Genomic DNA, 26,000 nt, shown 5'->3' on the forward strand with positions numbered 1-26,000 from the left:
GCGCACCCTGTGCGCGAATGCCCTTCGTCACGTGACGGAAAGCATTCGCGCACAGGGTGCGCTCCTACAGGTGCGCTGGGTTATTCTTGGCAGCCCTCGTGCCCGTGTCGTGGCGCGAAGCAGCTTTCAAACCCAAGGATTCGCGATGACCATCAACGTCACCTTCACCACCAACCGCGGCCCGATCCGCCTGCGCCTGCATGAAGACAGGGCGCCGGTGACGGTGGCCAGCTTCGTCAACCTGGCCCGTCGCGGCTACTACGATGGCCTGTCGTTCCACCGCGTGATCGCCGATTTCATGATCCAGGGCGGTTGCCCCGAGGGCAGCGGCCGCGGCGGTCCGGGCTACAAGTTCGAGGACGAGTTCAACCCGTCGCTGCGCCATGACAAGCCGGGCGTGCTGTCGATGGCGAATGCCGGCCCGCGTACCAACGGCAGCCAGTTCTTCATCACCCACGGTCCGACGCCGTGGCTGGACGGCAAGCACAGCGTGTTCGGCGAAGTGGTCGACGCGGCCGACATGGACGTGGTCAACGCGATCCGGCAGGGCGACACGATCGGGAAGGTCACCGTCGAGGGCGATGTCGACGCGTTGCTGGCGGCGCAGGCCGACCGCGTGGCGGAATGGAACGCGGTGCTCGATCGGCGCGGCTGAATTCTTGCCATGGATGCACAGGAAACCGCCGGTCCCAGCCGGCGGTTTCTTTTTGTGCGCGGACGTCATGACAAATGCGGTTTCGCGTGTCTATGATCGGCAGGCAACGCACCCATTCACTTGATGAAGGAGAACGACCATGTCATTCCTCGACAGTCTGCTCGGAGGACAGGGGCAACAGGCCGGCGGGACGGGTTCGCTGATCGGCGTGGCCGGCCAGCTGCTGCAGCAGGCCGGCGGGGTGCAGGGCCTGGCCAGCATGCTGCAGCAGCACGGGCTGGGCGATGCCGTGCAGTCGTGGATCGGCACCGGCGCCAATCAGCCGGTTTCCGGCGAGCAGCTCGGCCAGGCGTTGCAGAGTGGCGGCATGGGCTCGGTTGTGCAGGAGGCCGCCAGCAAGCTCGGCGTCGATCCCAGCGTGGTGCTCAACGGGCTGTCGCAGGTGCTGCCGCATGCGGTCGATCACCTGACGCCGGATGGCCAGGCTCCGGCTGCCGGCCAGCAGGGCGGCGGTTTCGATCTCGGCATGCTTGAAGGCCTTGCCGGCAAGCTGATCGGTGGCAGGGCCTGAAACAGCCGGCCTGAAACCGGAGCGGTTCACGAAAAGAAAACGGCGGGAGTCACCCCGCCGTTTTCTTTTTTGCACGGCCTGCCGAGGCGGACGCTCGCGCCCCGGCTGCCGACGACGGTCAGTGGACCACGAAGTGCACGACCAGCAGCAGGATGACGGCGCCCACGATGGACATCAGGAAGCCGGCCGTATGGAACTTGGAATCGGGCGGCGGCGCGCTGATCATCCTGCCGATCAGGCCGCCGATGACCGAACCTACGATGCCGACGATGGCCGTCAGCCAGAAGCCGAGGTGTATGTCGGCATGGAAGATGTGGACGAGGAGAAACTTGCCGATCAGACCGACGAAGAAGCCAACGATGATGGACCATATCAGGTGGAACATGGACATCTACCTCCCGGGTTGTTGTTGACTCGACCAATTCCACCAGCGACCGTGTGCACGATGGTGCGGCGGCGTCCGCATCATGCATGGATTTGGCCGAATTGCGCCATAGGCACTTGATGTCGCAAGGTTTTGCGGCTCGCTGGATGCCGCAGCGCCGCATGCTAAAATTCGCGGGTTTGCAGACCGCACCCCCTGACGTCGAGGAACCCATGCCCCATCTCGCCCAGCGCGTCGGCCGCGCCAAACCCAGCGCGATCATGGTGATTGCCGAGAAGGCGAAGCAGCTCAAGGCCGCGGGCCGCGACATCATCAGCTTCTCCATCGGCGTGCCGAATTTCCTGCCGGGCGAGCACGTGTACGCCGCCGCGCGCGAGTCGCTGTCGCACGACTCCGGCCAGTACGGCAGCAACCGCGGTGCCGAGGCCTTGCTGGACGCGTTCCTCAAGCACATCGAGGCGCTGGGCTTCACCGGCTACACCAGGATGAACCTGTCGATCGGCATCGGCGCCAAGCAGGTGCTGTACAACCTGGCCGAGGCGCTGCTGGACGAGGGCGACGAGATCTGCTTCGCCGCGCCGTACTGGACCACCTACCGCGACATCGCCGACATCGTGGGCGCGAAGGCCAACGTGATGCACTGCGGGCCGGAGCAGAACTACAAGCTCACCCCGGCCCAGCTCGATGCCGCGCTGGCGCGCAAGCCGAAGGTGTTCCTCTTCAACAACCCGTCCAACCCCACCGGCATGGTCTATACCACGGGGGAGATCGCCGCGCTGGCCGACGTGCTGGCGAAGCACCCAGACACCTGGGTGATCACCGACGACATCTACAACTCGATGGTGTTCGACGGCATCGGCTACCACAACTTCGTTTTCGCCCGGCCCGAACTGCGCGAGCGGGTGATCTTCGTCGACTCGGTGTCCAAGACCTACGGCATGCCGGGCTGGCGCGTGGGCCTGGTGGCCGGCCCCGAGGCGGTGGCCAAGGCCATCACCACGCTCAATTCCAACCACATCACCAGCCTGCCGGAAGTGATCACGGCGGCGGCAGTGGCCGCGTTCAGCGGACCGCAGGACATCCCGCGGGCGAAGTGCGCCGAGTTCGCCGGCAAGCGCGACATCGTGGTCGCCGCGCTCGAGGCGATCCCCGGCGTGGTCTGCCCGCGGCCGCAGGGTGCGTTCTATGCGTTCCCCGACGTTTCCGTGGCGTTCGGCAAGAGCCATGGCGGCACGAGGATCCACAACGACGTGGAGTTCTGCGCCGCGCTGCTGGAAGCCAAGGGCGTCGCCTGCGTGCCGGGCTCCGCCTTCGGCGAGCCGCGCGCGATGCGCATTTCCTACACCTGCCCGACCGCACAATTGCAGCCGGGCCTGCAACGCATCCAGCAGTTCTTCGCCGAGCTGAGCTGAATACATCACCTGCAGGAGCGCACCTTGTGCGCGATGGCTCTTCGCTACGTGACGAAAAGCATCGCGCACAGGGTGCGCCCCTACATAAAATGAACATCCCAAGAAGGAGTCACTGTCCATGAAAGCCCCCGTTCGAGTTGCCGTCACCGGCGCCGCCGGCCAGATCGGTTATGCCTTGCTGTTCCGTATTGCCGCCGGCGACATGCTGGGCCCGGACCAGCCGGTGATCCTGCACCTGCTGGAAATCACCCCGGCGCTGCCGTCGCTGCAGGGCGTGGTGATGGAACTGAACGACTGCGCGTTTCCGACCCTGGCCGGCGTGGTCGCCACCGACGACGCCAACGTCGCGTTCAAGGACGTCGACTACGCGCTGCTGGTCGGTGCCCGTCCGCGCGGACCCGGCATGGAGCGCAAGGATCTGCTGGAGGCGAACGGTGCGATCTTCGGCCCGCAGGGCAAGGCGCTGAACGCGCATGCCAAGCGCGACGTGAGGGTGCTGGTGGTGGGCAACCCGGCCAACACCAATGCGCTGATCGCCCAGCAGAACGCCCCGGACCTGGATCCGAAGTGCTTCACCGCGATGGTCCGCCTCGACCACAACCGCGCCAAGAGCCAGCTCGCCGAGAAGACCGGCAAGCACAACACCGACGTGAAGAAGATGACGATCTGGGGCAACCACAGCTCCACCCAGTATCCGGACCTGTACCACGCCACCGTGGGCGGCAAGCCGGCGCTGTCGCTGGTCGACCAGGCCTGGTACGAGAGCGACTTCATCCCCACCGTGCAGCAGCGCGGCGCGGCGATCATCAAGGCGCGCGGCGCTTCATCGGCGGCGTCGGCGGCGTCGGCCGCGATCGACCACATGCGCACCTGGGCGCTGGGCACGGAAGAGGGCGACTGGGTCTCGATGGGCATCCCTTCGGACGGTTCCTACGGCATCGCCCCGGGCGTGATCTACGGCTACCCGGTAACCGTAAAGAACGGCAAGTACGCCATCGTGCAGGGACTGGAGATCAACGCGTTCTCGCGCGCCCGCATGGACGCCACCGACAAGGAGCTGCGCGAAGAGCGCGCCGGCGTCGAGCACCTGTTCGCGAAGAAGTAAGCCGCCCTTCCCGGAACGGGAAGGCGATCGACGGGCCGGCTTGCCGGCCCGTCGTCGTTTGCGCCCGCTTGACGCGAAGTAGGGGTACGGCCGTCACGCAGCTTGTACATGCCTTCTTGCTTAAATCGCCGCGATTGCAGGGGCCCGCCGGCGTTTCCGGGCAGACGCCGGAACAGCGGGGTGTCGTGATGGCGGCCGGGCGGCGGAAGGTACGGGAATGGCTGCGACTATCCTGGTATGCGGCAGGCTGTTCGACGGCATCGGCGACGCGCTCACCGGCCCGGTCGAGATACGCATCGAAGACGGTCGCATCGTCGAGCGGGGCGCGTCGACAGGGCATCCGTCGGGTGCCCGCGTGGTGGACCTCTCCGACCGCACGGTCATGCCGGGGTTCATCGACACCCACGTCCATCTCTGCATCGACGGCCTCAACCTGCGCCAGCAGACCCTGCAGTGTCCGGCGACCAAGGCGTTGGGCGGCTTGCATCTGGCGCAGCAGTACATGCGCTGCGGATTCACCACGCTGCGCGACATGGGCACGCTCGATGCGGAATGGCCCACGGTCAATCTGCGCGACGCCATCGACGGCGGACTGGTGCATGGCCCGCGGCTGGTCGTCGCCGCGCACATGATCAGCGCCACCGGCGGGCATGCCGACATGCAGGGAGCGTTCCCGTGCCGCTGCCACCTGGGCCTGTCGAAGGTGGCCGACTCGCCGGGCAGGATTCGCGAACTGGTGCGCATGGAGCATGCCTTCGGCGGCGACTGGATCAAGACCATGAACACGGGCGGCTACATGAGCTTCGGCGACGACCCGGCGCGGGTGACCTGGTTCGAAGAAGAAATGCAGTGCCTGGCGGAGGCGGCGCACCAGCTGGGCTTGCCGGTGGCGGTGCACACCGGGGCAGCCGAGGGATGCAGGCAGGCGCTGCGGGCCGGTGCGCGCAGCCTGGAGCATTGCTACCTGATCGACGACGAGGGCATCCGGATGGCCGAGAAGAACGGAGCCTTCCTGGTGCCGACCATGCAGATGACGCGCGAGGACAAGGTCTTGCTGGAAGCGCACCGGCTTCCCGCACAGGCGACCTGGAAGTTCAGCCGCGATGTGGACGCCATCGAGACCGCACAGCGGCGGATGGCGAACAGCCACGCGAAGATTGCCTACGGCACGGATTGCGGCATGTTCCCCTTCAGCCACGGCATCCTCGAGTTCCAGGCGATGGTGGCCGCCGGGCTGCCCCCGCTGCGCGCGCTGAAGGCGGCCACCAGCGTCGCGGCCGAACTGCTGCAGCGGAACGACATCGGCGTGATCGAACCCGGTCGGCAGGCGGACATCGTGGCGATGCCCGGTGACCCGATTGCCGACATCGCGGCCACGGCGAGCGTGGACTTCGTGATGCGCGCCGGTCGTATCTACCGGCATGGAACCTACGATCCCCTCCAGTGACGCCGAAGGCCGGATGCGCGCCGGCAGCCAGCCGCTCGACCAGCCCTGCTGGTTCCCGCCACCGCGAGGTCACTATCATGAATGCGCGGAGCGCGACCCGGAGTTCACCATGCTGAGCAATTATCCGTTGACCGGCAACCATGCACAGGCGACTGCCGGTGCCGTACCGACCTCCATGGGCCGGTTCGGCGATGGCGCCCGCGGACTTGCGCCGGTCCGGCCATGGACCCAGGCGGCCGGGTTGCACGCCATGCCGGCGGCCGCGCCGGTCCGGCCGGGGCCGGGCGGGTGCGCTGCATGAACGAGACGCTGCTGTTCGCGTTGCTGGATCTGACCGGAACCTTCGTGTTCGCGTTGAGCGGCGCCACGGCAGCGAAGCAGCGCAACCTCGACCTGTTCGGCATCATCGCCCTGGCCTTCCTCGTGGCCTGCGGCGGCGGCATCGTCCGTGACCTGTGCATCGGGGCGATTCCGCCCACGGGCTTGTCCGTCTGGCGCTACATGGCGGTATCGATCCTGGCCGTGCTGGCGGTCATCGGTGCCTATCCGTGGGTGGTGCGCCTCGCGCATCCGGTGCGGTTCTTCGACGGCCTTGGCATGGGTTTCTTCGCGGTCGCCGGCGCGCACAAGGCCTTGCTCCACGGGCAGAACATGGAAACCGCCGTGCTGCTGGGCATGGTCACTGCCGTCGGTGGCGGCGTGATGCGCGACGTATTGCTGAACCGGGTGCCATTGATCCTGCAGAAGGAGATCTACGCCTCGGCGGCCCTGCTGGGTGCGGGCTTCGAGGTCGCCGGCGAACACTTCGGCTGGTCGACGCAATGGGTGCCCTGGGTGGGGATTCTGCTCAGCAGCGGGTTGCGCCAGCTGTCGCTGAAATACGGCTGGCAGTTGCCCACGTTCCCTTCCAGGCGGGGACACCAACCTCCCGATTGACCCGCCGGCGGGGGCGGCTTCGCGGGTACGACGCTTCGACCATGGTCGACTGCCTTGCCGCGGCGGCTCTGGTACAGACTGTGGCATCGAGACCGCGGGAGCGCGCGCATGCGTTACGAGGATTTCTACCGGCAGTCGGTCGAAGCGCCGGAGCAGTTCTGGGCCGAGCAGGCCCGGTTGATCCACTGGGACACGCCGCCGCGGCAGATCCTCGACCAGTCGAACCCGCCGTTCCGTCGCTGGTTCGTCGGCGGCACCACCAACCTCTGCTACAACGCGGTCGACCGGCACCTGGCCGAACGCGCGGAGCAACTGGCGCTGGTGGCGGTTTCCAGCGAGACCGACATCACGCGCGAGTTCACCTACCGCCAGCTGCATCGCGAGGTGAACGCGTTCGCCGCCGTGCTGCAGTCGCTGGACGTGGGCAAGGGCGACCGCGTGGTGATTTACCTGCCGAACATCGCCGAGGCGGTGTTCGCGATGCTGGCCTGCGCGCGCATCGGCGCGATCCATTCGGTGGTGTTCGGCGGCTTCGCCGCGCACAACCTGGCGTTGCGCATCGACGACGCGCAGCCGAAGCTGCTGGTCTGCGCCGATGCCGGCATGCGCGCGGGCAAGGTGATTCCGTACAAGCCGCTGGTCGACGCGGCGCTGAACGAGGCCTCGGCGCCGCCGCCGCACGTGCTGATCGTCGACCGCAAGCTCGATCCGCAGATGACCCGGGTGGCCGGGCGCGACCTCGACTACGCCGAGCTGCGCGCGCGCCACGAGGATGCCGAGGTGCCGGTGGCGTGGCTGGAGTCGAACGAGCCGAGCTATCTGCTGTACACCTCCGGCACCACCGGCAAGCCGAAGGGCGTGCAGCGCGACGTGGGCGGTTACGCGGTGGCGATGGCGCTGTCGATCCGCCAGGTGTTCGACATCGCGCCGGGGCAGGTGATGTTCGCCACCTCGGACGTGGGCTGGGCGGTGGGGCATTCCTACAACGTCTACGGTCCGCTGATCGGCGGCGCCACTTCCCTGCTGTACGAAGGGCTGCCGACGCGGCCGGATGCGGGCATCTGGTGGCGTCTGTGCGAGCAGTACGGCGTGCGCACGATGTTTTCCTCGCCCACCGCGATCCGCGTGCTGAAGAAGCAGGACGAGAGCTGGCTGAAGAAGTACGACCTGTCGAAGCTGAAATGGCTGTTCCTCGCCGGCGAGCCGCTGGACGAGCCGACCGCGCAGTGGATCACCGGCGCGCTCGGCGTGCCGGTGATCGACAACTACTGGCAGACCGAGACGGGCTGGCCGGCGATCACCCTGATGCCGGGGCTGGAGCTGAAGACGGTGAAGTTCGGCTCGCCCGGCCTGCCGGCGCCGGGCTACCGGATGAAGGTGATCGACGAGAACACCGGCAAGGAAGTCGCGGCCGGAACCAAGGGCGTGCTGGTGTTCCAGCCGCCGCTGCCGCCGGGTTGCCTGACGACCGTGTGGCGCGACGACGACCGCTACGTGCACAGCTACTTCAGCCACTTCCGCGAGCTGCTGTACAGCTCGCTGGACTGGGCCGTGCGCGACGAGGACGGCTACACGTTCGTGCTCGGCCGTACCGACGACGTGATCAACGTGGCCGGCCATCGCCTGGGCACGCGCGAGATCGAGGAATCGGTGGCCAGCCACCCGGCAGTGGCCGAGGCGGCGGTGATCGGCGTGAGGGATGAATTGAAAGGGCAGGTGCCGATCGTGTTCGCCACGCTCAAGCAGGACGCCGGCGACGGCGCCGGCGCGGTGGCGAAGGCGATGCAGCAGCGCGTAGTCGACCAGCTCGGCGGCGTGGCGAAACCGTCGCGCGTCTACGTGGTGAATGCCTTGCCGAAGACCCGTTCCGGCAAGCTGCTGCGCCGCTCGCTGCAGGCGCTGGCGGAGCAGCGTGATCCGGGGGATCTGTCCACGCTGGATGATCCGGGCGCGCTGGACGATATCCGCCGTGCGCTGGAGCGTGGCCCCGACCAGGGCAGCTGATCCGCGTAGGAGCGCACCCTGTGCGCGATGGCTCTGATGTCGATCGACGCGAAGAGCCATCGCGCACAGGGTGCGCTCCTACACCCGTTTTTTTTGCGGTCAGGCTGCCACCGCTTGCTTTTCCGGTTTCGCGGCGGCCACCGGGCTGCGGATCAGGTGGTCGAACGCGCCCAGCGCTGCGGTGGAGCCGGCGCCCATCGCGATCACGATCTGCTTGTACGGCACCGTGGTGGCGTCGCCGGCAGCGAACACGCCGGGCAGCGAGGTCTGGCCGCGTGCGTCGATGACGATCTCGCCGCGCTGGGACAGTTCCAGCGTGCCCTTCAGCCATTCGGTGTTCGGCAGCAGGCCGATCTGCACGAAGATGCCTTCCAGTTCGAGGCTGTGCATCACGCCATCGACGCGATCCTTGTAGACCAGGCCGGTGACTTTCTGCCCGTCGCCCAGCACCTCGGTGCTCTGCGCGCTGACGACCACGTCGACGTTGGGAAGACTGCGCAGCTTGCGCTGCAGCACCTCGTCCGCGCGCAGCTTGCCGTCGAACTCGACCAGGGTGACGTGGGCCACGATGCCGGCCAGGTCGATCGCGGCCTCCACGCCGGAGTTGCCGCCGCCGATCACCGCCACGCGCTTGCCCTTGAACAGCGGGCCGTCGCAGTGCGGGCAATAGGCCACGCCCTTGTTGCGGTACTGGTCTTCGCCGGGCACGCCCATCTGTCGCCAGCGTGCGCCGGTGGAGAGGATCACGGTTTTCGATTTCAGCGTGGCGCCGTTCGCCAGCTGCACTTCGACCAGGCCGCCGGTGGCGTCGCTGGCCGGCACCAGCTTCTCGGCGCGCTGCAGGTTCATGACGTCGACGTCGTATTCCTTGACGTGCTGCTCCAGCGCCATGCCCATCTTCGGGCCGTCGGTGGCGGTGACCGAGATGAAGTTCTCGATCGCCATGGTGTCCAGCACCTGGCCGCCGAAACGCTCGGCCGCCACGCCGGTGCGTATGCCCTTGCGCGCGGCGTAGATCGCCGCCGCGGCGCCGGCCGGGCCGCCGCCGACGACGAGCACGTCGAACGCGTCCTTGGCCTCGATCTTCTCGGCCTCGCGCTGCGCGGCACCGGTGTCGAGCCTGGCCAGGATCTGCTCCAGGCTCATGCGGCCCTGGTCGAACACCTCGCCGTTGAGGTAGACGGTGGGCACCGACATCACCTGGCGTGCCTCGACTTCGTCCTGGTACAGCGCGCCGTCGATGGCGACGTGCCGGATTTTCGGGTTCAGCACGCTCATCAGGTTCAGCGCCTGCACCACGTCCGGACAGTTCTGGCAGGACAGCGAGAAATAGGTCTCGAAGCGGAACACGCCATCAGGGGCGGGGCCGTCGAGGTTCTTCACCTGCTCGATCACGTCGGCCGCGGCCTTGGACGGATGGCCGCCGACCTGCAGCAGGGCCAGCACGAGCGAGGTGAATTCATGGCCCAGCGGAATGCCGGCGAAGCGCACGCCGATGTCGGTGCCCGTGCGATTGATCGCAAACGAGGGCTTGCGCGCGTCGTCGTCGCGGCGGACCAGGCTGATCCGGTCGGATAGCGCCGCGATTTCCTCGAGCAGCTCGTTCAGTTCGGCGGACTTGGCGCTGTCGTCCAGGGACGCAACGATCTCGATCGGCTGCGTGACCTTTTCCAGATAGGCCTTCAACTGGGTCTTGAGGTTGGCATCCAACATGGCGGACTCCGTAGGTTTCTTCGGGGTGTGCGTGGCGAGCACCCGGGCGGACCCGGGCGTCGCTTCATGCTTGTGTTTCGGTAGTGCGGGCCCGGAAGAACTCCGGGCCCGTGGCGCATGGCGCGGTACCGCTTAGATCTTGCCGACCAGGTCCAGCGACGGGGCCAGGGTCTTCTCGCCTTCCTTCCACTTGGCCGGGCAGACCTCGCCCGGATGGGCGGCGACGTACTGCGCGGCCTTGACCTTGCGCAGCAGCTCGGAGGCGTCGCGGCCGATGCCGCCGGCATTGATCTCGACGATCTGGATCTTGCCCGCCGGATCGATCACGAAGGTGCCGCGGTCGGCCAGGCCGGCTTCCTCGATCATCACCTCGAAGTTGCGGCTGATCGTGCCGGTGGGGTCGCCGACCATGGTGTACTGGATCTTCTTCACCGCGTCGGAGGTGTCGTGCCAGGCCTTGTGGGCGAAATGGGTGTCGGTGGACACCGAGTAGATCTCCACGCCCAGCTTCTGGAACTCGGCGTAGTTGTCGGCCAGGTCTTCGAGTTCCGTCGGGCAGACGAAGGTGAAGTCGGCCGGGTAGAAGAACACGACCGACCACTTGCCCTTCAGGTTGGCGTCGGTGACTTCGATGAACTTGCCGGCCTTGAGGGCCTGGGCCTTGAACGGTTTCACTTCGGTGTTGATCAGGGACATCGTTGCTTGCTTCCCGTGGTGGTTGAAGGATGGAGGAATGCTATGGCCTGCGATTTCATAAATCTAATTGATTGTTGGCATGGTTGCGATTGGTCGTGGCTATCGTTAGGCCATCCAGAGGTGAGGCCGGGCGGAGCAGCTTCAAGGCCCCGCCGCCCGGCCGCGCCACGCGCGAGGGGTTACGGCGCGGCCGCGAGGCGGTCGCGCAGCTGGTGGTCGACCACCGTGGCGGTGACGATGTCGCTGCCCACGTTCACCGTGGTGCGCATCATGTCGAGGATGCGATCGACGCCGATGATGATGCCGATGCCTTCGGGCGGGATGCCGAACGTGGCCAGCAGGCCGGCGATCATCGGCAGCGAGCCGCCCGGGATGCCGGCCACGGCCACCGCACTGAGCACCGAGAGCAGCATCAGGATGGCCTGGTGGCTCAGGGTGAGTTCCACGCCGAACGCCTGCGCCACGAACAACACCACGCAGCCTTCGAACAGGGCGGTGCCGCTCATGTTCATGGTGGCGCCCAGCGGCAGCACGAAGCCGGCCGTGCTGGGGGCGAGTTTCAGATCGTCATGCGCCACCGCCAGCGAAGCGGGCAGGCAGGCGTTGCTGGAACTGGTCGAGAACGCGGTGATCAGCAGCGGCCGGATCTGCCGGAAATACTCCAGTGGCGAACGCCCGGCCAGGAAGCGCAGCCACAGCGACATGGTGCCGAACAGGTGCAGCGCCAGCGCCACGGTGCAACCGACCACGAACACGGACAGCGCCAGCAGCACGTCCACGCCGACCTTGACGATCACGCTGTAGATCATCGCCGGTACCGCGTACGGCGCCAATTGCAGGGCGAAGCCGACGATCTTCGTCATCAGGTCGGTGATCGTGTCCAGCGCGGCTTGCACTCGCCGGCGTTCCTTCTCTCTGAGCTGGGTGGCGGCGGCACCGACCAGGATCGCGAACACGATCAGCGGCAGCACGTCGCCCAGTGCGTCGCGGCTGGGGCCGGCCACCGCGCCGACCAGGTTGCGCGGCATGAACATCTCCACCAGCGTGCCGAAACTCATGCCGGGCTGGGCCGCCTTCCTGTCGATCGACTGCTGCGCGCTGCCGCCGTATTCCTGCATCAGCTGGATGCGCGCCTGCTCGTCCAGGTGGTGGCCCGGCTGCACCGTGTTCATCATCGCCAGGCCGATCGCCACGGCGATGCCCATATTGAGGAAGAACAGCAGGAAGGTCCGGCCGGCCAGCGGGCCGAGCCGGTCCAGCCGGCCGAGCTGGGCCACGCCGGAGGCCAGCGAGGTGAACACCAGCGGGATCACCACGAAGAACAGCATGCGCAGGAAGATCTGCCCGAACGGGTCGAACACCGCGCCGGACACCTTTTGCATCAGTGCCAGCGTGGGCGGGTGCAGTTGGCCGATGCCCAGCGTGGCCACGGCGGCCACCACGCCGATCACCAGGCCCCAGAGAATGCGTTTTGCGAGAGGAGTCGATGTGCTCATCCGGCTGAATGTACGGGGTGGCGACGGATTCGTCACGCAGGAACTTGCGCCGCGGCATGGACCCAGCCGGGCCGATGCCGTGGCGACCCCGTCGCGCATGGCGGAAGGTCCAATCCCGGCCGCGGACTGGCTGGGCTAAAATGGGCGCTTTGATGGAGGCCACATGACACAGCCAGCATCTCCCGGCGCACGTTTTCGCGCAGCCCTCGCCGCCGAACAGCCCCTGCAGGTCATGGGCGCGATCACTGCCTATGCCGGCCTGATGGCCAAGCGGGTCGGCTACAAGGCGCTGTACCTGTCCGGCGGGGGCGTGGCCGCCAATTCGCTGGGCATGCCCGACCTGGGCATCAGCACGATGGAAGACGTGCTCACCGACGCCCGCCGCATCGTGGACGCCACCCAACTGCCGCTGCTGGTCGACATCGACACCGGCTGGGGCGGCGCGTTCAACATCGCGCGCACGATCCGTTCCTTCGTCAACGTCGGCGTGGCCGCGGTGCACATCGAAGACCAGGTCGGGCAGAAGCGCTGCGGCCATCGCCCGGGCAAGGAAGTGGTGCCGAAGGAGGAGATGGTCGACCGCGTGAAGGCGGCGGTGGACGCGCGCACCGATCCCGGCTTCGTGATCATGGCGCGCACCGACGCGGCGGCGAAGGAAGGCATCGACGCGGCGATCGAGCGCGCGGTGGCCTACGTGGAGGCCGGCGCCGACATGATCTTCCCTGAGGCGATGAAGACGCTGGACGACTACCGCAGGTTCAAGGCCGCGGTGAAGGTGCCGATCCTCGCCAACCTCACCGAGTTCGGCTCCACCCCGTTCTTCACTGCCGACGAGCTGCGCTCGGCGAACGTGGACATCGCGCTGTACTGCTGCGGTGCTTATCGCGCGATGAACAAGGCCGCGCTCAACTTCTACGAGACCGTGCGCCGTGAAGGCACGCAGAAGAACATCATCGACACCCTGCAGACGCGCGAGCAGCTGTACGACTTCCTCGGCTATCACGCCTACGAGGACAAGCTCGACACGCTGTTTTCCCACAAGAGCTGACACGCTGGCGCTGTAGGAGCGCACCTTGTGCGCGATGACGCTTTTCGCGAAGAGCTTTCACGCACAGGGTGCGCTCCTACACGCTCCGTTTCCACCGTTCGAAATCCCTGCATCACAGGAGACACCCGATGAGCGAGCAAGTCCCAGCCAAGGCCAAGAAATCCGTCGCCCTGTCCGGCGTGGCCGCGGGCAACACTGCGCTGTGCACGGTCGGCCGCAGCGGCAACGACCTGCATTATCGCGGCTACGACATCCACGATCTCGCCGCCAAGGGCTGCTTCGAGGAAGTGGCCTACCTGCTGGTGCACGGCGTGCTGCCGAACTGGACCGAGCTGCAGAACTACAAAGCCAAGCTGAAGCGCCTGCGCGGACTGCCGGCGCCGGTGAAGGCGGCGATGGAACTGCTGCCGGCTGCCACCCACCCGATGGACGTGCTGCGCACCGGCTGCTCGGTGCTCGGCACCGTGCTGCCGGAGAAGGACGACCACAACGTCACCGGCGCACGCGACATCGCCGACCGCCTGATGGCCAGCTTCGGCTCGATGCTGCTGTACTGGTACCACTTCAGCCACAACGGCAAGCGCATCGAGACCGAGACCGACGACGACTCGATCGCCGCGCACTTCCTGCACCTGCTGCATGGGCGCAAGCCGAGCGACCTGCACGCGCAGTCGCTGGACAAGTCGCTGGTGCTGTACGCCGAGCACGAGTTCAACGCCTCGACCTTCGCCGCCCGCGTCATCGCCGGCACCGGCTCGGACATCTACTCGGCGGTCACCGGCGCGATCGGCGCGCTGCGCGGCCCGAAGCACGGCGGCGCGAACGAGGTGGCGATGGAGATCATCGCGCGCTACCGCAACGCCAATGACGCGGAAGCCGACATCCGTGCCCGCGTCGAGCGCAAGGAGATCATCATCGGCTTCGGCCACCCGGTGTACACGGTGTCCGACCCGCGCAACGAGATCATCAAGGAAGTCTCGCGCAAGCTGTGCACCGACGGCGGCAACCCGACCCTGTTCGACGTTTCCGAACGGATCGAGAAGGTGATGGGCGAGCTCAAGAAGATGTTCCCGAACCTCGACTGGTTCTCGGCCAGCGCGTACCACATGATGGGCGTGCCCACCGCGATGTTCACGCCACTGTTCGTGATCGCACGCACCTCCGGCTGGAGCGCGCACGTGATCGAACAGCGCCAGGACGGCAAGATCATCCGCCCCAGCGCGAACTACACCGGCCCGGAAGACCAGGCCTACGTGCCGATCGACAAGCGCTGATCGCACGCCTCGAGACGCTAAGGAAAAGGGAGCCGGATGGCTCCCTTTTCCATGCGGCCGTCGCCGTCGCCGGCCATCCGCTCAGCCCCCGGGCAGGGCGGGGCCGTCGTGTGGCGCCGTCCCGCGAGGAGCGGATTTCGACCGTCGCCGCTGCACCAGCCAGCCGCCGCCGCAGATGCCGATCACCGCCAGCGCATCCAGGCCGTACTTCGCCCAGCCGCGGGCGTCGAACCAGCCGCTGAGCAGAGGGTCGTGGGTGATCATGCGCCCGGCGGTGATCGCGATCGCGGCGGCGCCGACGTACATGATGATCGGGAAGCGGTCGATCAGCTTCAGGATCAGGGTCGAGCCCCAGACCACCAGCGGCACGCTGATCAGCAGGCCAAGGATGACCAGGACGAGGTGGCCCTTCGACGCGCCGGCGATCGCCAGCACGTTGTCCATGCCCATCAGCGCGTCGGCGGCGATGATCGTGCGCAATGCCGCCCAGAACGTGTTGCCGGCCTTGATGTCGGGGCTCTGCCCGTCACCGTGGCTCAGCAGTTTCCAGGCGATCGGCAGCAGCAGCACGCCGCCCGCCAGCATCAGTCCCGGCAGCTTGAGCAGGTAGACGACGACGGCGGTGAGCACGAAACGAACCGCGACGGCGCCGAACGTGCCCCAGAACACGGCCTTCCTCTGCAGTTCCCTGGGCAGGCGGACGGCGGCCATGGCGATGACGATGGCATTGTCGCCGGCGAGAACGAGGTCGAGCAGGATGATGGCCAGCAGGCCGGAGAGAAAGTCGGGACTGGTGAATTCCATGGGCGTTTCCATGCGCGTCGGACATTGCAGTAGCTGCGGACGCGCGCGGCCCGCAGCCACCGCAAAAGTCTCGTTCGCAGCATGGCTGCCGAGGTGACCGGAGCGAAGCATCGCCCGTGTTGACGATCACCACACCGGGGCAGGCGAAGCCGCCGCGGGAACTACTCCCTTTTGGGGGGTGTGTTGCCGAATTGTCGGGGGCGGCGCGATCGCGGTCAAGCGACGGGGTGCATGCCGGTCGGCTAAAATGGCGGTTTTCCCCTGCCGCGAGATCCGCCATGAGTGCGCACGATATCCGCTCCGCCGTCCGTCCCGATCCCGACCAGCCGCTGGTCGACATCGCCGACTACGTGGTCGATTACCAGATCGACTCGAAGGAAGCCTACGACACCGCGCGCTACATGCTGCTGGACTCGCTGGGCACCGCGATGCTGGCGATGAAGTTCCCCGAGTGCGTCAAGCACCTCGGGCCGCTGGTGCCGGGTGCCACGCTGCCGGGCGGTGCGCGCGTGCCGGGCACCAGCCACGAGCTGGATCCGGTGCAGGCGGCATTCGCGATCGGTACCCAGATCCGCTGGCTCGATTTCAACGACACCTGGCTGGCGGCCGAATGGGGCCACCCATCGGACAACCTCGGCAGCATCCTGGCGTTGGGCGACTACCTCAGCCGCAAGGCGGAGCGCGAGGGCGGCCAGCCGCTGACCGTGCGCGACGTGCTCGGCTACGCCATCAAGGCGCACGAGATCCAGGGCTGCTATGCGCTGCTGAACAGTTTCAACCGGGTCGGCCAGGACCACGTGATCCTGGTGCGGCTGGCTTCCACCGCGGTGGCCACGGCGATGCTCGGCGGCGGCAAGGAGCAGATCGTCACCGCGGTATCGCACAGTTGGATCGACAACGGCGCGCTGCGCACCTACCGCCACGCGCCGAACACCGGCCCGCGCAAGAGCTGGGCTGCCGGCGACGCCTGCCGCCGCGCGGTGACCCACGCGATCAACGCGGTCTACCGCGGCGTGGTCGGCTATCCGTCAGCGCTGTCGGCGAAGACCTGGGGCTTCTACGACGTGGCGTTCAAGGGCAAGCCGTTCGAGTTCGAGCGTCCGTTCGGCAGCTACGTGATGGAGAACGTGCTGTTCAAGATCAGCTACCCGGCCGAGTTCCACGCGCAGACCGCGGTGGAGTGCGCGATGAAGCTGCATGGCGAAGTGGCCGGCAGGCTCGACCAGGTCGAGAAGATCGTGATCGAGACGCAGGAGGCCGGCTGCCGCATCATCGACAAGACCGGTCCGCTGGCGAACTACGCCGATCGCGACCACTGCATCCAGTACATGGTGGCGGTGCCGCTGATCTTCGGCCGGCTGGTGGCCAGCGACTACAACGACGACGTGGCCGCCGATCCGCGCATCGACGCGTTGCGCGACAGGATGACGGTAGTCGAGAACCCGCAATTCACCCGGGACTACTTCGATCCCGCCAGGCGCTACATCGGCAACTCGGTGCAGGTGTTCTTCAAGGACGGCAGCAGCACCGAGAAGGTGTCGATCGACTACCCGATCGGCCACCGCAAGCGTCGCGCCGAAGGCATCCCGGTGCTGCTGCGGAAGTTCGAGGCGGCCATGCGCGGCCAGCTTCCGGCGCACCAGGTCAAGGCGATCATGGCGGCGGTCGAGAATCCGGCGCAGTTGGACGCCATGCCGCTGCAGCAGTTCTTCGGGCTCTTCACATTGTAAAGACGGTGTGAGTGGATAATTAACGGCAAGGCAGCCGCCACATGTCGGCTGTTGCCTTGCCAATCCGCTTCCACCTGGGGATCCAGCGTCAATGCAGGGGCTATATGCGACATCAGCTTCCATACGCGGATCGATCACGTGCAAGCCACTGAACTTTCCTGAACAAAGCCTCACCAGAATGGTGTGGCAACGATGTTAAAGCACTACCCACTTAACGATTTTGCTACACTCTCCGCCGCTTGTTGCAGGAAAACACCAAGCAGGGGCTGCAAGAGTCCTGAATGAAGTAGTTCAGTTCTGACGTGCGACTTCCGGTTGGGGTTGAACGGATGCGAAATCTAATAAACGAGGAGACACCTGATGAAACGTAAGGGCTTGTATTTTCTGATCGCGCTGGCCCTGGGCGGCGTAGGTGCCGTTCATGCGCAGGACACCGCTGCTCCCGCCGGTACCACCGCTGCCACGTCTTCCTATGACGGCCGTTGGTATATCGCGCCGACCGTGGGCGGTTACTACAACGACACCGATCGCAATACCAACAGCCGCCAGTTCTATTACGGCCTGGGCGTAGGTCGTTTCATCGCGCCGAATGTCTCGATTGACGGGTTCATTGACCGCACCAAGCGCAATCGTGATTCCCGCGTCGGTGGCGGCAGCTGGTCCAACAACAACGTCGGCGCAGCCGTGCGTTACTACATGGGTGACTGGAACGCCTGGCGTCCGTACCTGCTCGCCGGCGTGATGGGCAGCAACCATCACAACTCCGGTGACAAGGGCTGGTCGCCGGCTGCCGAGCTGGGCGGCGGCGTGTCGAAGACGATCACCGACAGCTCGGATTTCCGTGCCGAAGCCGGCTACCGTTACGACTGGGACGACAAGTCCCAGCCGGCGAAGAGCGGCTACGGCGACTGGTTCCTGGGCTTCAGCATCGTTTCGCGTTTCGGCGCACCGGCAGCAGCTCCGGCTCCGGTAGCGGCCACCCCGCCGCCGGCTGACTGCTCGACCATGGACAGCGACCACGACGGCGTCAACGATTGCGACGACAAGTGCCCGGGCACGCCCGCCGGCACCATCGTCGGCCCGGACGGTTGCCCGCAGAAGGTCGTGATCGACCTGCGCGGCGTGAACTTCAAGTTCGATCGCCCGAAGAAGGGCGAGACTGACATCTCGAAGTCGCTGGCCGAGCCGAGCGCCGATTCGATCGCCGTGCTGAACCAGGCCATCGACACCCTGCAGCGCTACCCGCAGGTGAAGGTGACGGTTGCCGGTTACACCGACGCGAAGGGTACCGATGCCTACAACCAGAGCCTGTCGGAGCGTCGTGCGAAGATCGTGTACGACTACCTGACCAGCCACGGCATCGCTGCCAGCCGCCTGGAGGGCCCGATCGGCCACGGCAAGAACGACCCGATCGGTGACAACGCCACCGACGCCGGCCGTGCGCAGAACCGCCGTACGGAACTGCAGGTCAAGCAGTAACCGGACCGCGCGACACAGCAATGAAAAAACCCGGCTTCGGCCGGGTTTTTTTGGCTGCTCCCCTGTGGCCGCGGTGCGTCTTGTTGTCGCATCGTGGCCCCGGCCTATACCCTAGCGCGATGTCTCGTCCGTCTTTCCGCCCCGCACCTCCTGCCGCCGCCGCGCCGCCGCCGCGGCACGGGTTGGCACGCGTGTTGTCCAAGCTGGGCGCGTGCTCGCGCAGCCAGGCCGAGCAGTGGGTTCGCGACGGTCGCGTCAGCGTGGATGGCCGGGTGGTTCGCGATCCCCACCATCCGACCTTGATCGATCGGCAAAAGGTGGCCGTCGACGGCCAGGTGGTGAAGTCCGCCGAATGTGTCTATGTCGCCTTCAACAAGCCGCGCGGGCTGGTCGTCAGCGCGTCCGACGAGCAGGGGCGCGCCACCGTCTACACCGCGTTGGCTGCCGCCGGCTTGCCATGGCTGGGACCGGTGGGCCGGCTGGACAAGGCCAGCGAGGGCCTGTTGCTGTTGAGCAACGACACCGGCTGGGCGGCCGCCATCACCGACCCGGCCACGCACCTGGACAAGACCTATCACGTGCAGGTGGCGGGCAAGCCGGACGCATCGGTCCTGGCGGCGATGCTGGCAGGCGCGGAGGACGCCGGCGACTGGTTGAGGGCGCGCCATGTGTCGCTGCTGCGCACGGGCGAGAAGAACGCCTGGCTGGAGGTGGTGCTGGACGAGGGGCGCAACCGGCACATCCGCCGGTTGCTGGGCGCACTGGGTTTCGACGTGCTGCGCCTGGTCCGGGTGGCGATCGGGCCGCTTGTGTTGGGCGAACTGGCGAAAGGGCAGTGGCGTCAACTGAGTGAGGGTGAAGTGAGAGCGCTCGACGCCCGCCACGTCTTGTAGGGCGGGCACCACCCGCCGCTCTGGCCGTCAAAAGCCGGCGGGCAGTGCCCGCCCTACAAGACGTGGCGTGCTGTCAATTGCCTATCACGCCCAGCTTCCGGCCTACCCTGGTGAACGCGTCGATGGCCCGGTCGAGATGCTCGCGGGTGTGCGCCGCGCTCATCTGCGTGCGGATGCGCGCCTGGCCCTGCGGCACCACGGGGTAGAAGAAGCCGGTGACGTAGATGCCTTCCTGCAGCAGGGCGGTGGCCATGGCCTGCGCCTTCGGGGCGTCGTAGATCATCACCGGCACGATCGGGTGCACGCCCGGCTTGATGTCGAAGCCGGCCCGCGTCATGCCTTCGCGGAAATGGCGCGTGTTTTCCTTGAGCCTGTCGCGCAGGTCGCCGGCGCTGGCCAGCATGTCGAACACCTTGATCGCGGCGGCGACCACGTGCGGCGGCAGCGAGTTGGAGAACAGGTACGGGCGCGAGCGCTGGCGCAGCAGCTCGATCACTTCCTTGCGGCCGGTGGTGAAACCGCCCAGCGCACCGCCGAGTGCCTTGCCCAGGGTGCCGGTGAAGATGTCGATCTTGTCCATCACGCCGTTGACCTCGGCCGAGCCGCGGCCGGTGTCGCCGAGGAAGCCGGTGCAGTGGCACTCGTCGATGTGCACCATGGCGTTGTACTTTGCGGCCAGTGCGGTGATCTGGTCGAGTTTGGCGATGAAGCCGTCCATCGAGAACGCGCCGTCGCTGGTGATCAGCTTGGTGCGCGCGCCGGCCGCGTCGGCCGCCTTGAGCTGGGCCTCCAGGTCGGCCATGTCGCTGTTGGCATAGCGGAAGCGCCTGGCCTTGCACAGGCGGATGCCATCGATGATCGAGGCGTGGTTCAGCGCGTCGGAGATCACCGCATCCTCCTCGCCCAGCAGTGGCTCGAACAGGCCGCCGTTGGCGTCGAAGCAGGCGGCGTAGAGGATGGTGTCTTCGGTGCCGAAGAACGCCGCGATCTTCGCTTCCAGCTGCTTGTGCAGGTCCTGCGTGCCGCAGATGAAGCGCACGCTGGCCATGCCGAAGCCGTGCGTGTCCAGCGCGTCCTTGGCGGCCTGGATCACTTCGGGGTGATCGGCCAACCCCAGGTAGTTGTTGGCGCAGAAATTCAGCACCTTGCGGCCGCCTTCCAGCTCGATCTCGGCGGACTGCGGCGAAGTGATGATGCGCTCGGCCTTGAACAGTCCCTGTTCGCGGATGGAGTCCAGTTCGCTGGCGTAGCGCGCCTTGGCGGAGTAGGTCATGGCAGGGTTCCGGGCCTCGGGAAAAACCCATTGTAGCGGCCTGCCGCGGGCAGGGGACGAGCGGCCGGCCCCGCTCCCGTCGCTGCGTCAGTGCAAGCCGAAATCCACGCGCGTCGTTTTGCCCTTGTCCTCGATGCCCTTGGCGTCGAGCTTTGGTGCCTGCAGCGTCATCCGCTTGTCGTCCAGCTTGCCCTTCAGCCACGCCCGCACGGCCAGCGCACGGCGTTCGGCCAGCTTTTTCATGGCCTCGGCATCGACCGCCATGTTGGTTTCCAGCAACTGGTGCATTTCCTCCGGCGGCTGCGACTTGGTCAGGCCGATGATGTTCTTCGGCTTCGGGAACTTGGCTCGCTTGTACACCCGCACCAGGTAATGCTGGTATTCGTCGGGGGTGAGCTGGAGCGTGGCCGGATCCTCGTGCTTGCCGTCGTCGTCGGCCTTGGCCTGGCGCACCAGGTCGTCGACCATCACCTTGCGCAGGCCGTTCTCGTCGACACTGGGGTCGATGCGGCCCGAGATGTCCAGAGCCAGCGATGGCTTGGACTGCAGGAATGCCACCAGTTGCTCCAGCCGCGACCTGGCTCCGGCATCGAGCACGGCCGAGCCCGGCGCGAATTCCACGTAGCCCAGGTCGGGCTTGTTGCCGCCGCCGATCGACGCCAGCAGGCGGAACGGCGAAGTCACGGCGCGGGTGATCAGGTTCACGAACGCATGCCAGACCAAGCTGCCCATGCTGAACTGCGGATCGTCCAGCGAACCGGACACCGGGATGTTCAGGTCGATGTTGCCGTCGGTGTCCTTCAGCAGTGCCACCGCGAGCTTCACCGGCAGGTGGCTCGCGCCGGTGCCTTCGATGCGGTCGCCGAAGGTCAGCTGGGTGATGAAGATATGGTTGTTCGCGGCCAGCTTGCGCTGGTCGAGCTGGTAGTGCACGTCGACGTTGAGCTTGCCGCTGGTGATCGGGTAGCCCGCGTATTTGCCCGAGTAAGGCGACAGGTGCGAGAGTTCGACGCCGTCGGCCTTCGCCTTGATGTCGAGGAAGGCCACCGGCGTCAGCGGGTTGATGGTGCCGTTGATGTCCACCGGGGAGTTTTCGTCGAGCTTGCCCTGCAGTACCAGCTCCGCCGGCGGCGTGCCGCCGGTGGTGCCGAAGGCGCCGATCTTGCCGGTGAGGCCGGTGACGTTCGCGGTGTAGTTCGGCTTGATGAAGTTGTCGGTGTAGTTCAGTTCGCCGCGGGCGAGGGTGATCTGGCCGATGTGGATTTCCGCGGCCGGGCCCGCGTTCGGTGCCGCGGCCACCGCGGCGGCCGGCGCGGTCGTCGTCGCGGGGGCCGGCCGGGGCTTGGCCGGGGTTGCCGCGGCTCCCTGTTCGCGGGTCACCGATACCGGGGCCGCCGCGGGATTCGCGACGACGTCCTGCAGGTTCAGGCGACCGTTCGCGTTGATGATCACGCGGGTGTAGAAGTCGCTCAGCGCGATGCCGCCGATGTCGGCGCGCGGCGCGCCCTGGCCCAGCCGGATGGCCATGCCCGAGGCGGTCAGCGAGTGCCAGCGCAGGAAATCGTCGCCGGTCAGCTTGTCCTGGATGCGGACCCGGCCGAACGTGGCCTGGCCGCGGTAGTCCACCCAGGCCGGAGCCTTGCCCCGGTCGCTGTAGCGCACGCGCCCGTCCAGGCTGAGCAGGGCGCTGGCGATGTGTACGTTCAGCGGCACGCTGATCAGCGACTGCAGCGGCGCGATGTCCACGCCGGTGGCCTTCAGGTGCAGGTCGGCTTCCAGCGGCTGCGGTTTCACGCTGCCTTCGACGCCGTAGTTGCCCTTGCCCAGCTTGCCGGTCAGCGCCAGCTTCAGGGGCTTGCGCAGGTCGTCGGACAGCTCGTCGATGCTGTAGTGGTCGGCATGCACCATCAGCGGCATCGGCCGGTCGGCGGCGAGATCCTTGAACGTCACGTCGCTGTCCTGCAGTTGCAGGTTCGCCACGCTCCAGCGCCACGCCGGTGCCGCTGCGGCCGTGCCGCCTTTCGCCGGCGCCGGCGGCGCGCCCATCAGCGCGGCCAGGTCGATCGTGCCGTTGCGCTGGCGCTGCAGGTCCAGCTTCAACCCGTCGACGAGCACGCTGTCGAGGCGGGCCTCGCGGCTGAGGAGATCGAGGGTGGCGATCTTCAGCTGCAGCGATTTCCAGGCCAGCGGCGTGGCCTGGCCGTCGCGCCGTTTCAGGGCCAGACCGTTCACCGCGAGGGCGGCCGGTTCCAGGTGCAGGTTCACTGCCTTGCCCCATTCGGCCCGCAACTGGCCATCGGCATCCAGCGTGCCGCCGGCGACGGTCGCCTTCAGCTGCGGCAGCGCCAGCGGCTGCAGTTGCGCCATCTGCACGCCCTGCAGCTTGAGCTTGCCGTTGAAGCGCGCGGCGGCGAGATCGAGGCCGCCGTTGCCGGCGACGCCGCCGCCGTTGAGCTGGCCGGCGATGTCGAGCGCGGCTGCCGGCGCCGCCACGGTAGACAGCCCGCGCAGCGTGCCGTGCAGGTTCTCCAGTTGCAGCGTGCCGGGCGCATCGCCGCTGGAGCCGAGGTCGGCGTAGTCGAAACGGCTGGCGCTCAGGCTCAGCGTGTCGATCCTTACCTCGGTGGGCCGGCCGGCCGGCCCGGGTGGGGCGGGTGCGGCAAGCGAATCGAAGTTGCTGTGGCCGCCGGCGGTGCGGTGGTAGTGCAGGGTGGCCTTGTCCAGCGAGATCGTGCCCAGGTGGTAGCGCGACTGCAGCGGCTGCACGTCGACCAGTTCGGCGGTGCCGTGCCCCAGTTCCAGTAACGCCACGCCGTCGGGATTGTTCAGCGCGAAATCGTCCAGGGCCAGGCCGCCGCCCAGGCGCAACTGGTTGCCGCCCTGGGCCACCACGAAATGCAGTTCCAGCTTGCCGGACAGCTGGCCGCGGGGCACCGCGACCGGCAGCGGCGTCGGCGCGTAGGCGAGGTACTTCGGCAGGTCCAGGTGGTCGATCTGGAACGTCATCACCGATTCGCGGCTGTTCGCGAACGGCTTGGTCTGGCCCTCGATGCGCAACGGGCTGCCGTCCACGCGCATCGCCAGCAGCGGCTGCACGAACAGGTCGGTATCGGCCGGCAGGTTCGCCAGGAACGGAACTCCCACCTCGATCCGGTCGACGCGGTGGCTGGTTTTCAGCACCTGGTCGTCGAACGCGATGTCGCCGCCGTGCACGCTGATGTTGGCGAGCGCGAAGCGCGCCGGCTTCGCGTTCGGGTCGGACGGACGGGAGAATCGCTCGACCATGTCCGAGAAATTGAAGCGCTGCGGCCCGGTACGTACCAGGCGGATCCGCGGCCGTTGCACGGCCAGCTCGTCCAGTACCGGCGCCAGCCGGAACAGCGAGGTCCATGATGCGTTGATGGTGAGCCGGTCCACGTCCACGAACGGCGAGTGGCCGTCGGCGTCGGCGATGTGCAATTGGTCCAGGTCCAGTCGCAGCGTGTACGGGTTGAGGTGCGCAGCACCGATCGTCACCGTGCGCCCCAGTGCCGCACCGAGCCGTGTCTGCAATTGCGAGCGGATGATCGGCGGCGCCGCGAAGAAGCCCAGCAGGCCGAACACCAGCAGCACGATCGCGGCGATCACCAGGTTGCGGCGCAGGCGGTGCGAGCGGTACAGCCTCTCGGCGCGTTCCCGCACGGCGACCCAGCGTGGCCCGGCGAGAAAATGACGATCGATCATGGACAACCCCCATGGGCACCCGGCCCAGTGGCGCGGAATGCGCCATGCCGGCTGTCGGCCATCCCGCCCGGATCGGCGCAGTGTACGGAGAAGCCCGGGATGGGTGAAGGATCGGCCGACGCCTGCGTCAGCAGCGGTTAGGGTGGCCCGGCGACATTCACGAAACGGGCATCGCCGCTCCGTGAATTCGAGGTGCGCCCGCGCTCAGCCCCAGGAGCAGACCACCTTGCCGCACTTGCCCGCGTCCATCAGGTCGAAGCCCTTCTGGAAGTCGTCGATGCGGATCTGGTGGGTGAGCACCTTCTGCAGCGGGAACCCGGTCAGCACCATCTGGGTCATCTTGTACCAGGTCTCGTACATGCGCCGGCCGTAGATGCCCTGCAGGGTGAGGCCCTTGAAGATCACCTTGTCCCAGTCGATGCCGGCGCCCTTGGGCTGGATGCCGAGCAGGGCGATCTTGCCGCCGTGGTACATGCAGTCGAGCATGTCGTTGAACGCGCGCGGGTTGCCGCTCATCTCCAGGCCCACGTCGAAGCCTTCCATGTGCAGGTCCTTCATCACGTCCCGGAGCGACTGGTTGGTGACGTTGACCACCCGCGTGGCGCCCATCTCGGCGGCCAGCTTCAGGCGGTAGTCGTTGACGTCGGTGACCACCACGTTGCGTGCGCCCACGTGCTTGGCGATGCCGGCGGCGATGATGCCGATCGGGCCGGCGCCGGTGATCAGCACGTCCTCGCCGATCAGGTCGAACTCCAGCGCGCAGTGCGCGGCGTTGCCGTAGGGGTCGAAAAACGCGGCCAGCTCGGACGGGATCTGGTCGGGGATCGGCCACAGGTTCGAGGCCGGCATGGTCATGTACTCGGCGAACGCGCCGTTGCGGTTCACGCCGATGCCGATGGTGTTCGGGCACAGGTGCTGGCGGCCGGCGCGGCAGTTGCGGCAGTGGCCGCATACGATGTGGCCCTCGGCCGAGACGCGGTCGCCGACCTTGTAGCCGGTCACGCCCGGGCCGATCTCCACGATGCGGCCGACGAACTCGTGGCCGATGGTCAGGCCGGGCTTGATCGTGCGCTGGCTCCACTCGTCCCACTTGTAGATGTGCAGGTCGGTGCCGCAGATCGCGGTCTTCTCGATCTTGATCAGCACCTCGTTCGGGCCGACCTCGGGCAGCGGCACGTCTTCCATCCAGATGCCCTGCTCGGGCTTGCGCTTGACCAGGGCTTTCATCGTCTGCGGCATGGGAATTTCCGTGGGAAGAGGGCGGGGAAACGGCCATTATAGGAGGCGGGGCAGGCTGCCGCCTTCGTGCAGTGCAGCGTTGCCGCGCCGGCTGCTTCAATCTAAGGTTGCAAATTT

20 protein-coding genes are annotated in these 26,000 nt (G+C 66.9%); 12 read left to right on the forward strand and 8 right to left on the reverse strand.

Annotated elements, in window-relative coordinates; translation table 11 throughout:
• Positions 1 to 145 precede the first annotated feature (145 nt).
• Both AC3WRN_RS05440 and AC3WRN_RS05445 read left to right on the forward strand, forming a co-directional pair.
• Entirely contained in the window at positions 146 to 655 is a 510-nt protein-coding gene (locus tag AC3WRN_RS05440; protein ID WP_492622204.1) for a peptidylprolyl isomerase, read from the forward strand.
• A gap of 139 nt (positions 656 to 794) precedes the next feature.
• The gene (locus tag AC3WRN_RS05445) at positions 795 to 1,226 is read left to right on the forward strand and encodes a YidB family protein (protein WP_068091596.1); all 432 of its coding nucleotides are present in this window, start codon (positions 795 to 797) and stop codon (positions 1,224 to 1,226) included.
• Positions 1,227 to 1,344: 118 nt separating this feature from the next.
• On the opposite strand, the gene AC3WRN_RS05450 is transcribed toward AC3WRN_RS05445, so the two are convergent.
• A complete protein-coding gene (locus AC3WRN_RS05450; protein ID WP_068091594.1) occupies positions 1,345 to 1,611 on the reverse strand; it encodes a GlsB/YeaQ/YmgE family stress response membrane protein in 267 nt (88 codons plus the stop codon).
• Between the two features lie 212 nt (positions 1,612 to 1,823).
• On the opposite strand from AC3WRN_RS05450, the gene AC3WRN_RS05455 reads away from it, so the two are divergent.
• The 5 genes from AC3WRN_RS05455 (at position 1,824) to prpE (ending at position 8,515) form a co-directional block, all read left to right on the forward strand.
• Positions 1,824 to 3,023 carry a pyridoxal phosphate-dependent aminotransferase gene (locus AC3WRN_RS05455; protein ID WP_492622205.1) on the forward strand — a complete coding sequence of 400 codons (1,200 nt, stop codon included), beginning with the start codon at positions 1,824 to 1,826 and terminating at the stop codon, positions 3,021 to 3,023.
• A 118-nt stretch (positions 3,024 to 3,141) separates the two neighbouring features.
• Positions 3,142 to 4,128, forward strand: a complete 987-nt coding sequence (locus AC3WRN_RS05460; protein WP_492622206.1) for a malate dehydrogenase — start codon at positions 3,142 to 3,144, stop codon at positions 4,126 to 4,128.
• A gap of 217 nt (positions 4,129 to 4,345) precedes the next feature.
• Positions 4,346 to 5,575 (forward strand): metal-dependent hydrolase family protein, encoded by a 1,230-nt coding sequence (locus tag AC3WRN_RS05465; protein WP_492622207.1) that lies wholly within the window; start codon positions 4,346 to 4,348, stop codon positions 5,573 to 5,575.
• Positions 5,576 to 5,872: 297 nt separating this feature from the next.
• The gene (locus AC3WRN_RS05470) at positions 5,873 to 6,511 is read left to right on the forward strand and encodes a trimeric intracellular cation channel family protein (protein ID WP_492622208.1); all 639 of its coding nucleotides are present in this window, start codon (positions 5,873 to 5,875) and stop codon (positions 6,509 to 6,511) included.
• Positions 6,512 to 6,619: 108 nt separating this feature from the next.
• Positions 6,620 to 8,515 (forward strand): propionate--CoA ligase, encoded by a 1,896-nt coding sequence (gene prpE / locus AC3WRN_RS05475; protein ID WP_068091580.1) that lies wholly within the window; start codon positions 6,620 to 6,622, stop codon positions 8,513 to 8,515.
• Positions 8,516 to 8,614: 99 nt separating this feature from the next.
• Here prpE and ahpF read toward each other — a convergent pair whose 3' ends face one another.
• From ahpF to AC3WRN_RS05490, 3 genes are all read right to left on the reverse strand, one after another.
• The gene (ahpF, locus tag AC3WRN_RS05480) at positions 8,615 to 10,228 is read right to left on the reverse strand and encodes an alkyl hydroperoxide reductase subunit F (RefSeq protein WP_492622209.1); all 1,614 of its coding nucleotides are present in this window, start codon (positions 10,226 to 10,228) and stop codon (positions 8,615 to 8,617) included.
• A 132-nt stretch (positions 10,229 to 10,360) separates the two neighbouring features.
• Entirely contained in the window at positions 10,361 to 10,924 is a 564-nt protein-coding gene (ahpC, locus tag AC3WRN_RS05485; protein WP_492622210.1) for an alkyl hydroperoxide reductase subunit C, read from the reverse strand.
• A 179-nt stretch (positions 10,925 to 11,103) separates the two neighbouring features.
• Positions 11,104 to 12,420, reverse strand: coding sequence for a dicarboxylate/amino acid:cation symporter (locus tag AC3WRN_RS05490; RefSeq protein ID WP_492622211.1), 1,317 nt, complete (start codon positions 12,418 to 12,420; stop codon positions 11,104 to 11,106).
• Between the two features lie 163 nt (positions 12,421 to 12,583).
• On the opposite strand from AC3WRN_RS05490, the gene prpB reads away from it, so the two are divergent.
• Positions 12,584 to 13,468, forward strand: a complete 885-nt coding sequence (prpB, locus tag AC3WRN_RS05495) for a methylisocitrate lyase (protein ID WP_492622212.1) — start codon at positions 12,584 to 12,586, stop codon at positions 13,466 to 13,468.
• Positions 13,469 to 13,596: 128 nt separating this feature from the next.
• Positions 13,597 to 14,742, forward strand: a complete 1,146-nt coding sequence (prpC, locus tag AC3WRN_RS05500; protein ID WP_492622213.1) for a bifunctional 2-methylcitrate synthase/citrate synthase — start codon at positions 13,597 to 13,599, stop codon at positions 14,740 to 14,742.
• 81 nt (positions 14,743 to 14,823) lie between these two features.
• Here the strand turns inward: prpC and AC3WRN_RS05505 are convergent, their stop codons facing one another.
• A complete protein-coding gene (locus tag AC3WRN_RS05505) occupies positions 14,824 to 15,546 on the reverse strand; it encodes a TerC family protein (RefSeq protein ID WP_492622214.1) in 723 nt (240 codons plus the stop codon).
• Positions 15,547 to 15,824: 278 nt separating this feature from the next.
• On the opposite strand from AC3WRN_RS05505, the gene AC3WRN_RS05510 reads away from it, so the two are divergent.
• The 3 genes from AC3WRN_RS05510 to AC3WRN_RS05520 all read left to right on the forward strand — a co-directional run bounded on the left by AC3WRN_RS05510 (position 15,825) and on the right by AC3WRN_RS05520 (position 19,648).
• Positions 15,825 to 17,276 carry a bifunctional 2-methylcitrate dehydratase/aconitate hydratase gene (locus AC3WRN_RS05510; protein ID WP_068091564.1) on the forward strand — a complete coding sequence of 484 codons (1,452 nt, stop codon included), beginning with the start codon at positions 15,825 to 15,827 and terminating at the stop codon, positions 17,274 to 17,276.
• A 360-nt stretch (positions 17,277 to 17,636) separates the two neighbouring features.
• Entirely contained in the window at positions 17,637 to 18,755 is a 1,119-nt protein-coding gene (locus tag AC3WRN_RS05515) for an OmpA family protein (protein ID WP_492622215.1), read from the forward strand.
• Between the two features lie 119 nt (positions 18,756 to 18,874).
• A complete protein-coding gene (locus AC3WRN_RS05520; protein ID WP_068091559.1) occupies positions 18,875 to 19,648 on the forward strand; it encodes a pseudouridine synthase in 774 nt (257 codons plus the stop codon).
• Positions 19,649 to 19,721: 73 nt separating this feature from the next.
• Here AC3WRN_RS05520 and kbl read toward each other — a convergent pair whose 3' ends face one another.
• The 3 genes from kbl to tdh all read right to left on the reverse strand — a co-directional run bounded on the left by kbl (position 19,722) and on the right by tdh (position 25,883).
• The gene (gene kbl, locus AC3WRN_RS05525; RefSeq protein ID WP_492622216.1) at positions 19,722 to 20,921 is read right to left on the reverse strand and encodes a glycine C-acetyltransferase; all 1,200 of its coding nucleotides are present in this window, start codon (positions 20,919 to 20,921) and stop codon (positions 19,722 to 19,724) included.
• 87 nt (positions 20,922 to 21,008) lie between these two features.
• Positions 21,009 to 24,644 (reverse strand): DUF748 domain-containing protein, encoded by a 3,636-nt coding sequence (locus AC3WRN_RS05530; RefSeq protein WP_492622217.1) that lies wholly within the window; start codon positions 24,642 to 24,644, stop codon positions 21,009 to 21,011.
• A gap of 204 nt (positions 24,645 to 24,848) precedes the next feature.
• A complete protein-coding gene (tdh, locus tag AC3WRN_RS05535) occupies positions 24,849 to 25,883 on the reverse strand; it encodes an L-threonine 3-dehydrogenase (RefSeq protein ID WP_201028717.1) in 1,035 nt (344 codons plus the stop codon).
• Positions 25,884 to 26,000: the final 117 nt, after the last annotated feature.

The sequence above is a fragment of the Rhodanobacter sp. FW101-FHT13A11 genome, assembly GCF_058790335.1.

Bases quoted from the DNA above. Each gene is read 5' to 3' on its own strand.
- AC3WRN_RS05440 (WP_492622204.1), top strand. From the start codon at position 146: ATGACCATCAACGTCACCTTCACCACCAACCGCGGCCCGATCCGCCTG.
- AC3WRN_RS05445 (WP_068091596.1), top strand. From the start codon at position 795: ATGTCATTCCTCGACAGTCTGCTCGGAGGACAGGGGCAACAGGCCGGC.
- AC3WRN_RS05450 (WP_068091594.1), bottom strand. From the start codon at position 1,611: ATGTTCCACCTGATATGGTCCATCATCGTTGGCTTCTTCGTCGGTCTG.
- AC3WRN_RS05455 (WP_492622205.1), top strand. From the start codon at position 1,824: ATGCCCCATCTCGCCCAGCGCGTCGGCCGCGCCAAACCCAGCGCGATC.
- AC3WRN_RS05460 (WP_492622206.1), top strand. From the start codon at position 3,142: ATGAAAGCCCCCGTTCGAGTTGCCGTCACCGGCGCCGCCGGCCAGATC.
- AC3WRN_RS05465 (WP_492622207.1), top strand. From the start codon at position 4,346: ATGGCTGCGACTATCCTGGTATGCGGCAGGCTGTTCGACGGCATCGGC.
- AC3WRN_RS05470 (WP_492622208.1), top strand. From the start codon at position 5,873: ATGAACGAGACGCTGCTGTTCGCGTTGCTGGATCTGACCGGAACCTTC.
- prpE (WP_068091580.1), top strand. From the start codon at position 6,620: ATGCGTTACGAGGATTTCTACCGGCAGTCGGTCGAAGCGCCGGAGCAG.
- ahpF (WP_492622209.1), bottom strand. From the start codon at position 10,228: ATGTTGGATGCCAACCTCAAGACCCAGTTGAAGGCCTATCTGGAAAAG.
- ahpC (WP_492622210.1), bottom strand. From the start codon at position 10,924: ATGTCCCTGATCAACACCGAAGTGAAACCGTTCAAGGCCCAGGCCCTC.
- AC3WRN_RS05490 (WP_492622211.1), bottom strand. From the start codon at position 12,420: ATGAGCACATCGACTCCTCTCGCAAAACGCATTCTCTGGGGCCTGGTG.
- prpB (WP_492622212.1), top strand. From the start codon at position 12,584: ATGACACAGCCAGCATCTCCCGGCGCACGTTTTCGCGCAGCCCTCGCC.
- prpC (WP_492622213.1), top strand. From the start codon at position 13,597: ATGAGCGAGCAAGTCCCAGCCAAGGCCAAGAAATCCGTCGCCCTGTCC.
- AC3WRN_RS05505 (WP_492622214.1), bottom strand. From the start codon at position 15,546: ATGGAATTCACCAGTCCCGACTTTCTCTCCGGCCTGCTGGCCATCATC.
- AC3WRN_RS05510 (WP_068091564.1), top strand. From the start codon at position 15,825: ATGAGTGCGCACGATATCCGCTCCGCCGTCCGTCCCGATCCCGACCAG.
- AC3WRN_RS05515 (WP_492622215.1), top strand. From the start codon at position 17,637: ATGAAACGTAAGGGCTTGTATTTTCTGATCGCGCTGGCCCTGGGCGGC.
- AC3WRN_RS05520 (WP_068091559.1), top strand. From the start codon at position 18,875: ATGTCTCGTCCGTCTTTCCGCCCCGCACCTCCTGCCGCCGCCGCGCCG.
- kbl (WP_492622216.1), bottom strand. From the start codon at position 20,921: ATGACCTACTCCGCCAAGGCGCGCTACGCCAGCGAACTGGACTCCATC.
- AC3WRN_RS05530 (WP_492622217.1), bottom strand. From the start codon at position 24,644: ATGATCGATCGTCATTTTCTCGCCGGGCCACGCTGGGTCGCCGTGCGG.
- tdh (WP_201028717.1), bottom strand. From the start codon at position 25,883: ATGCCGCAGACGATGAAAGCCCTGGTCAAGCGCAAGCCCGAGCAGGGC.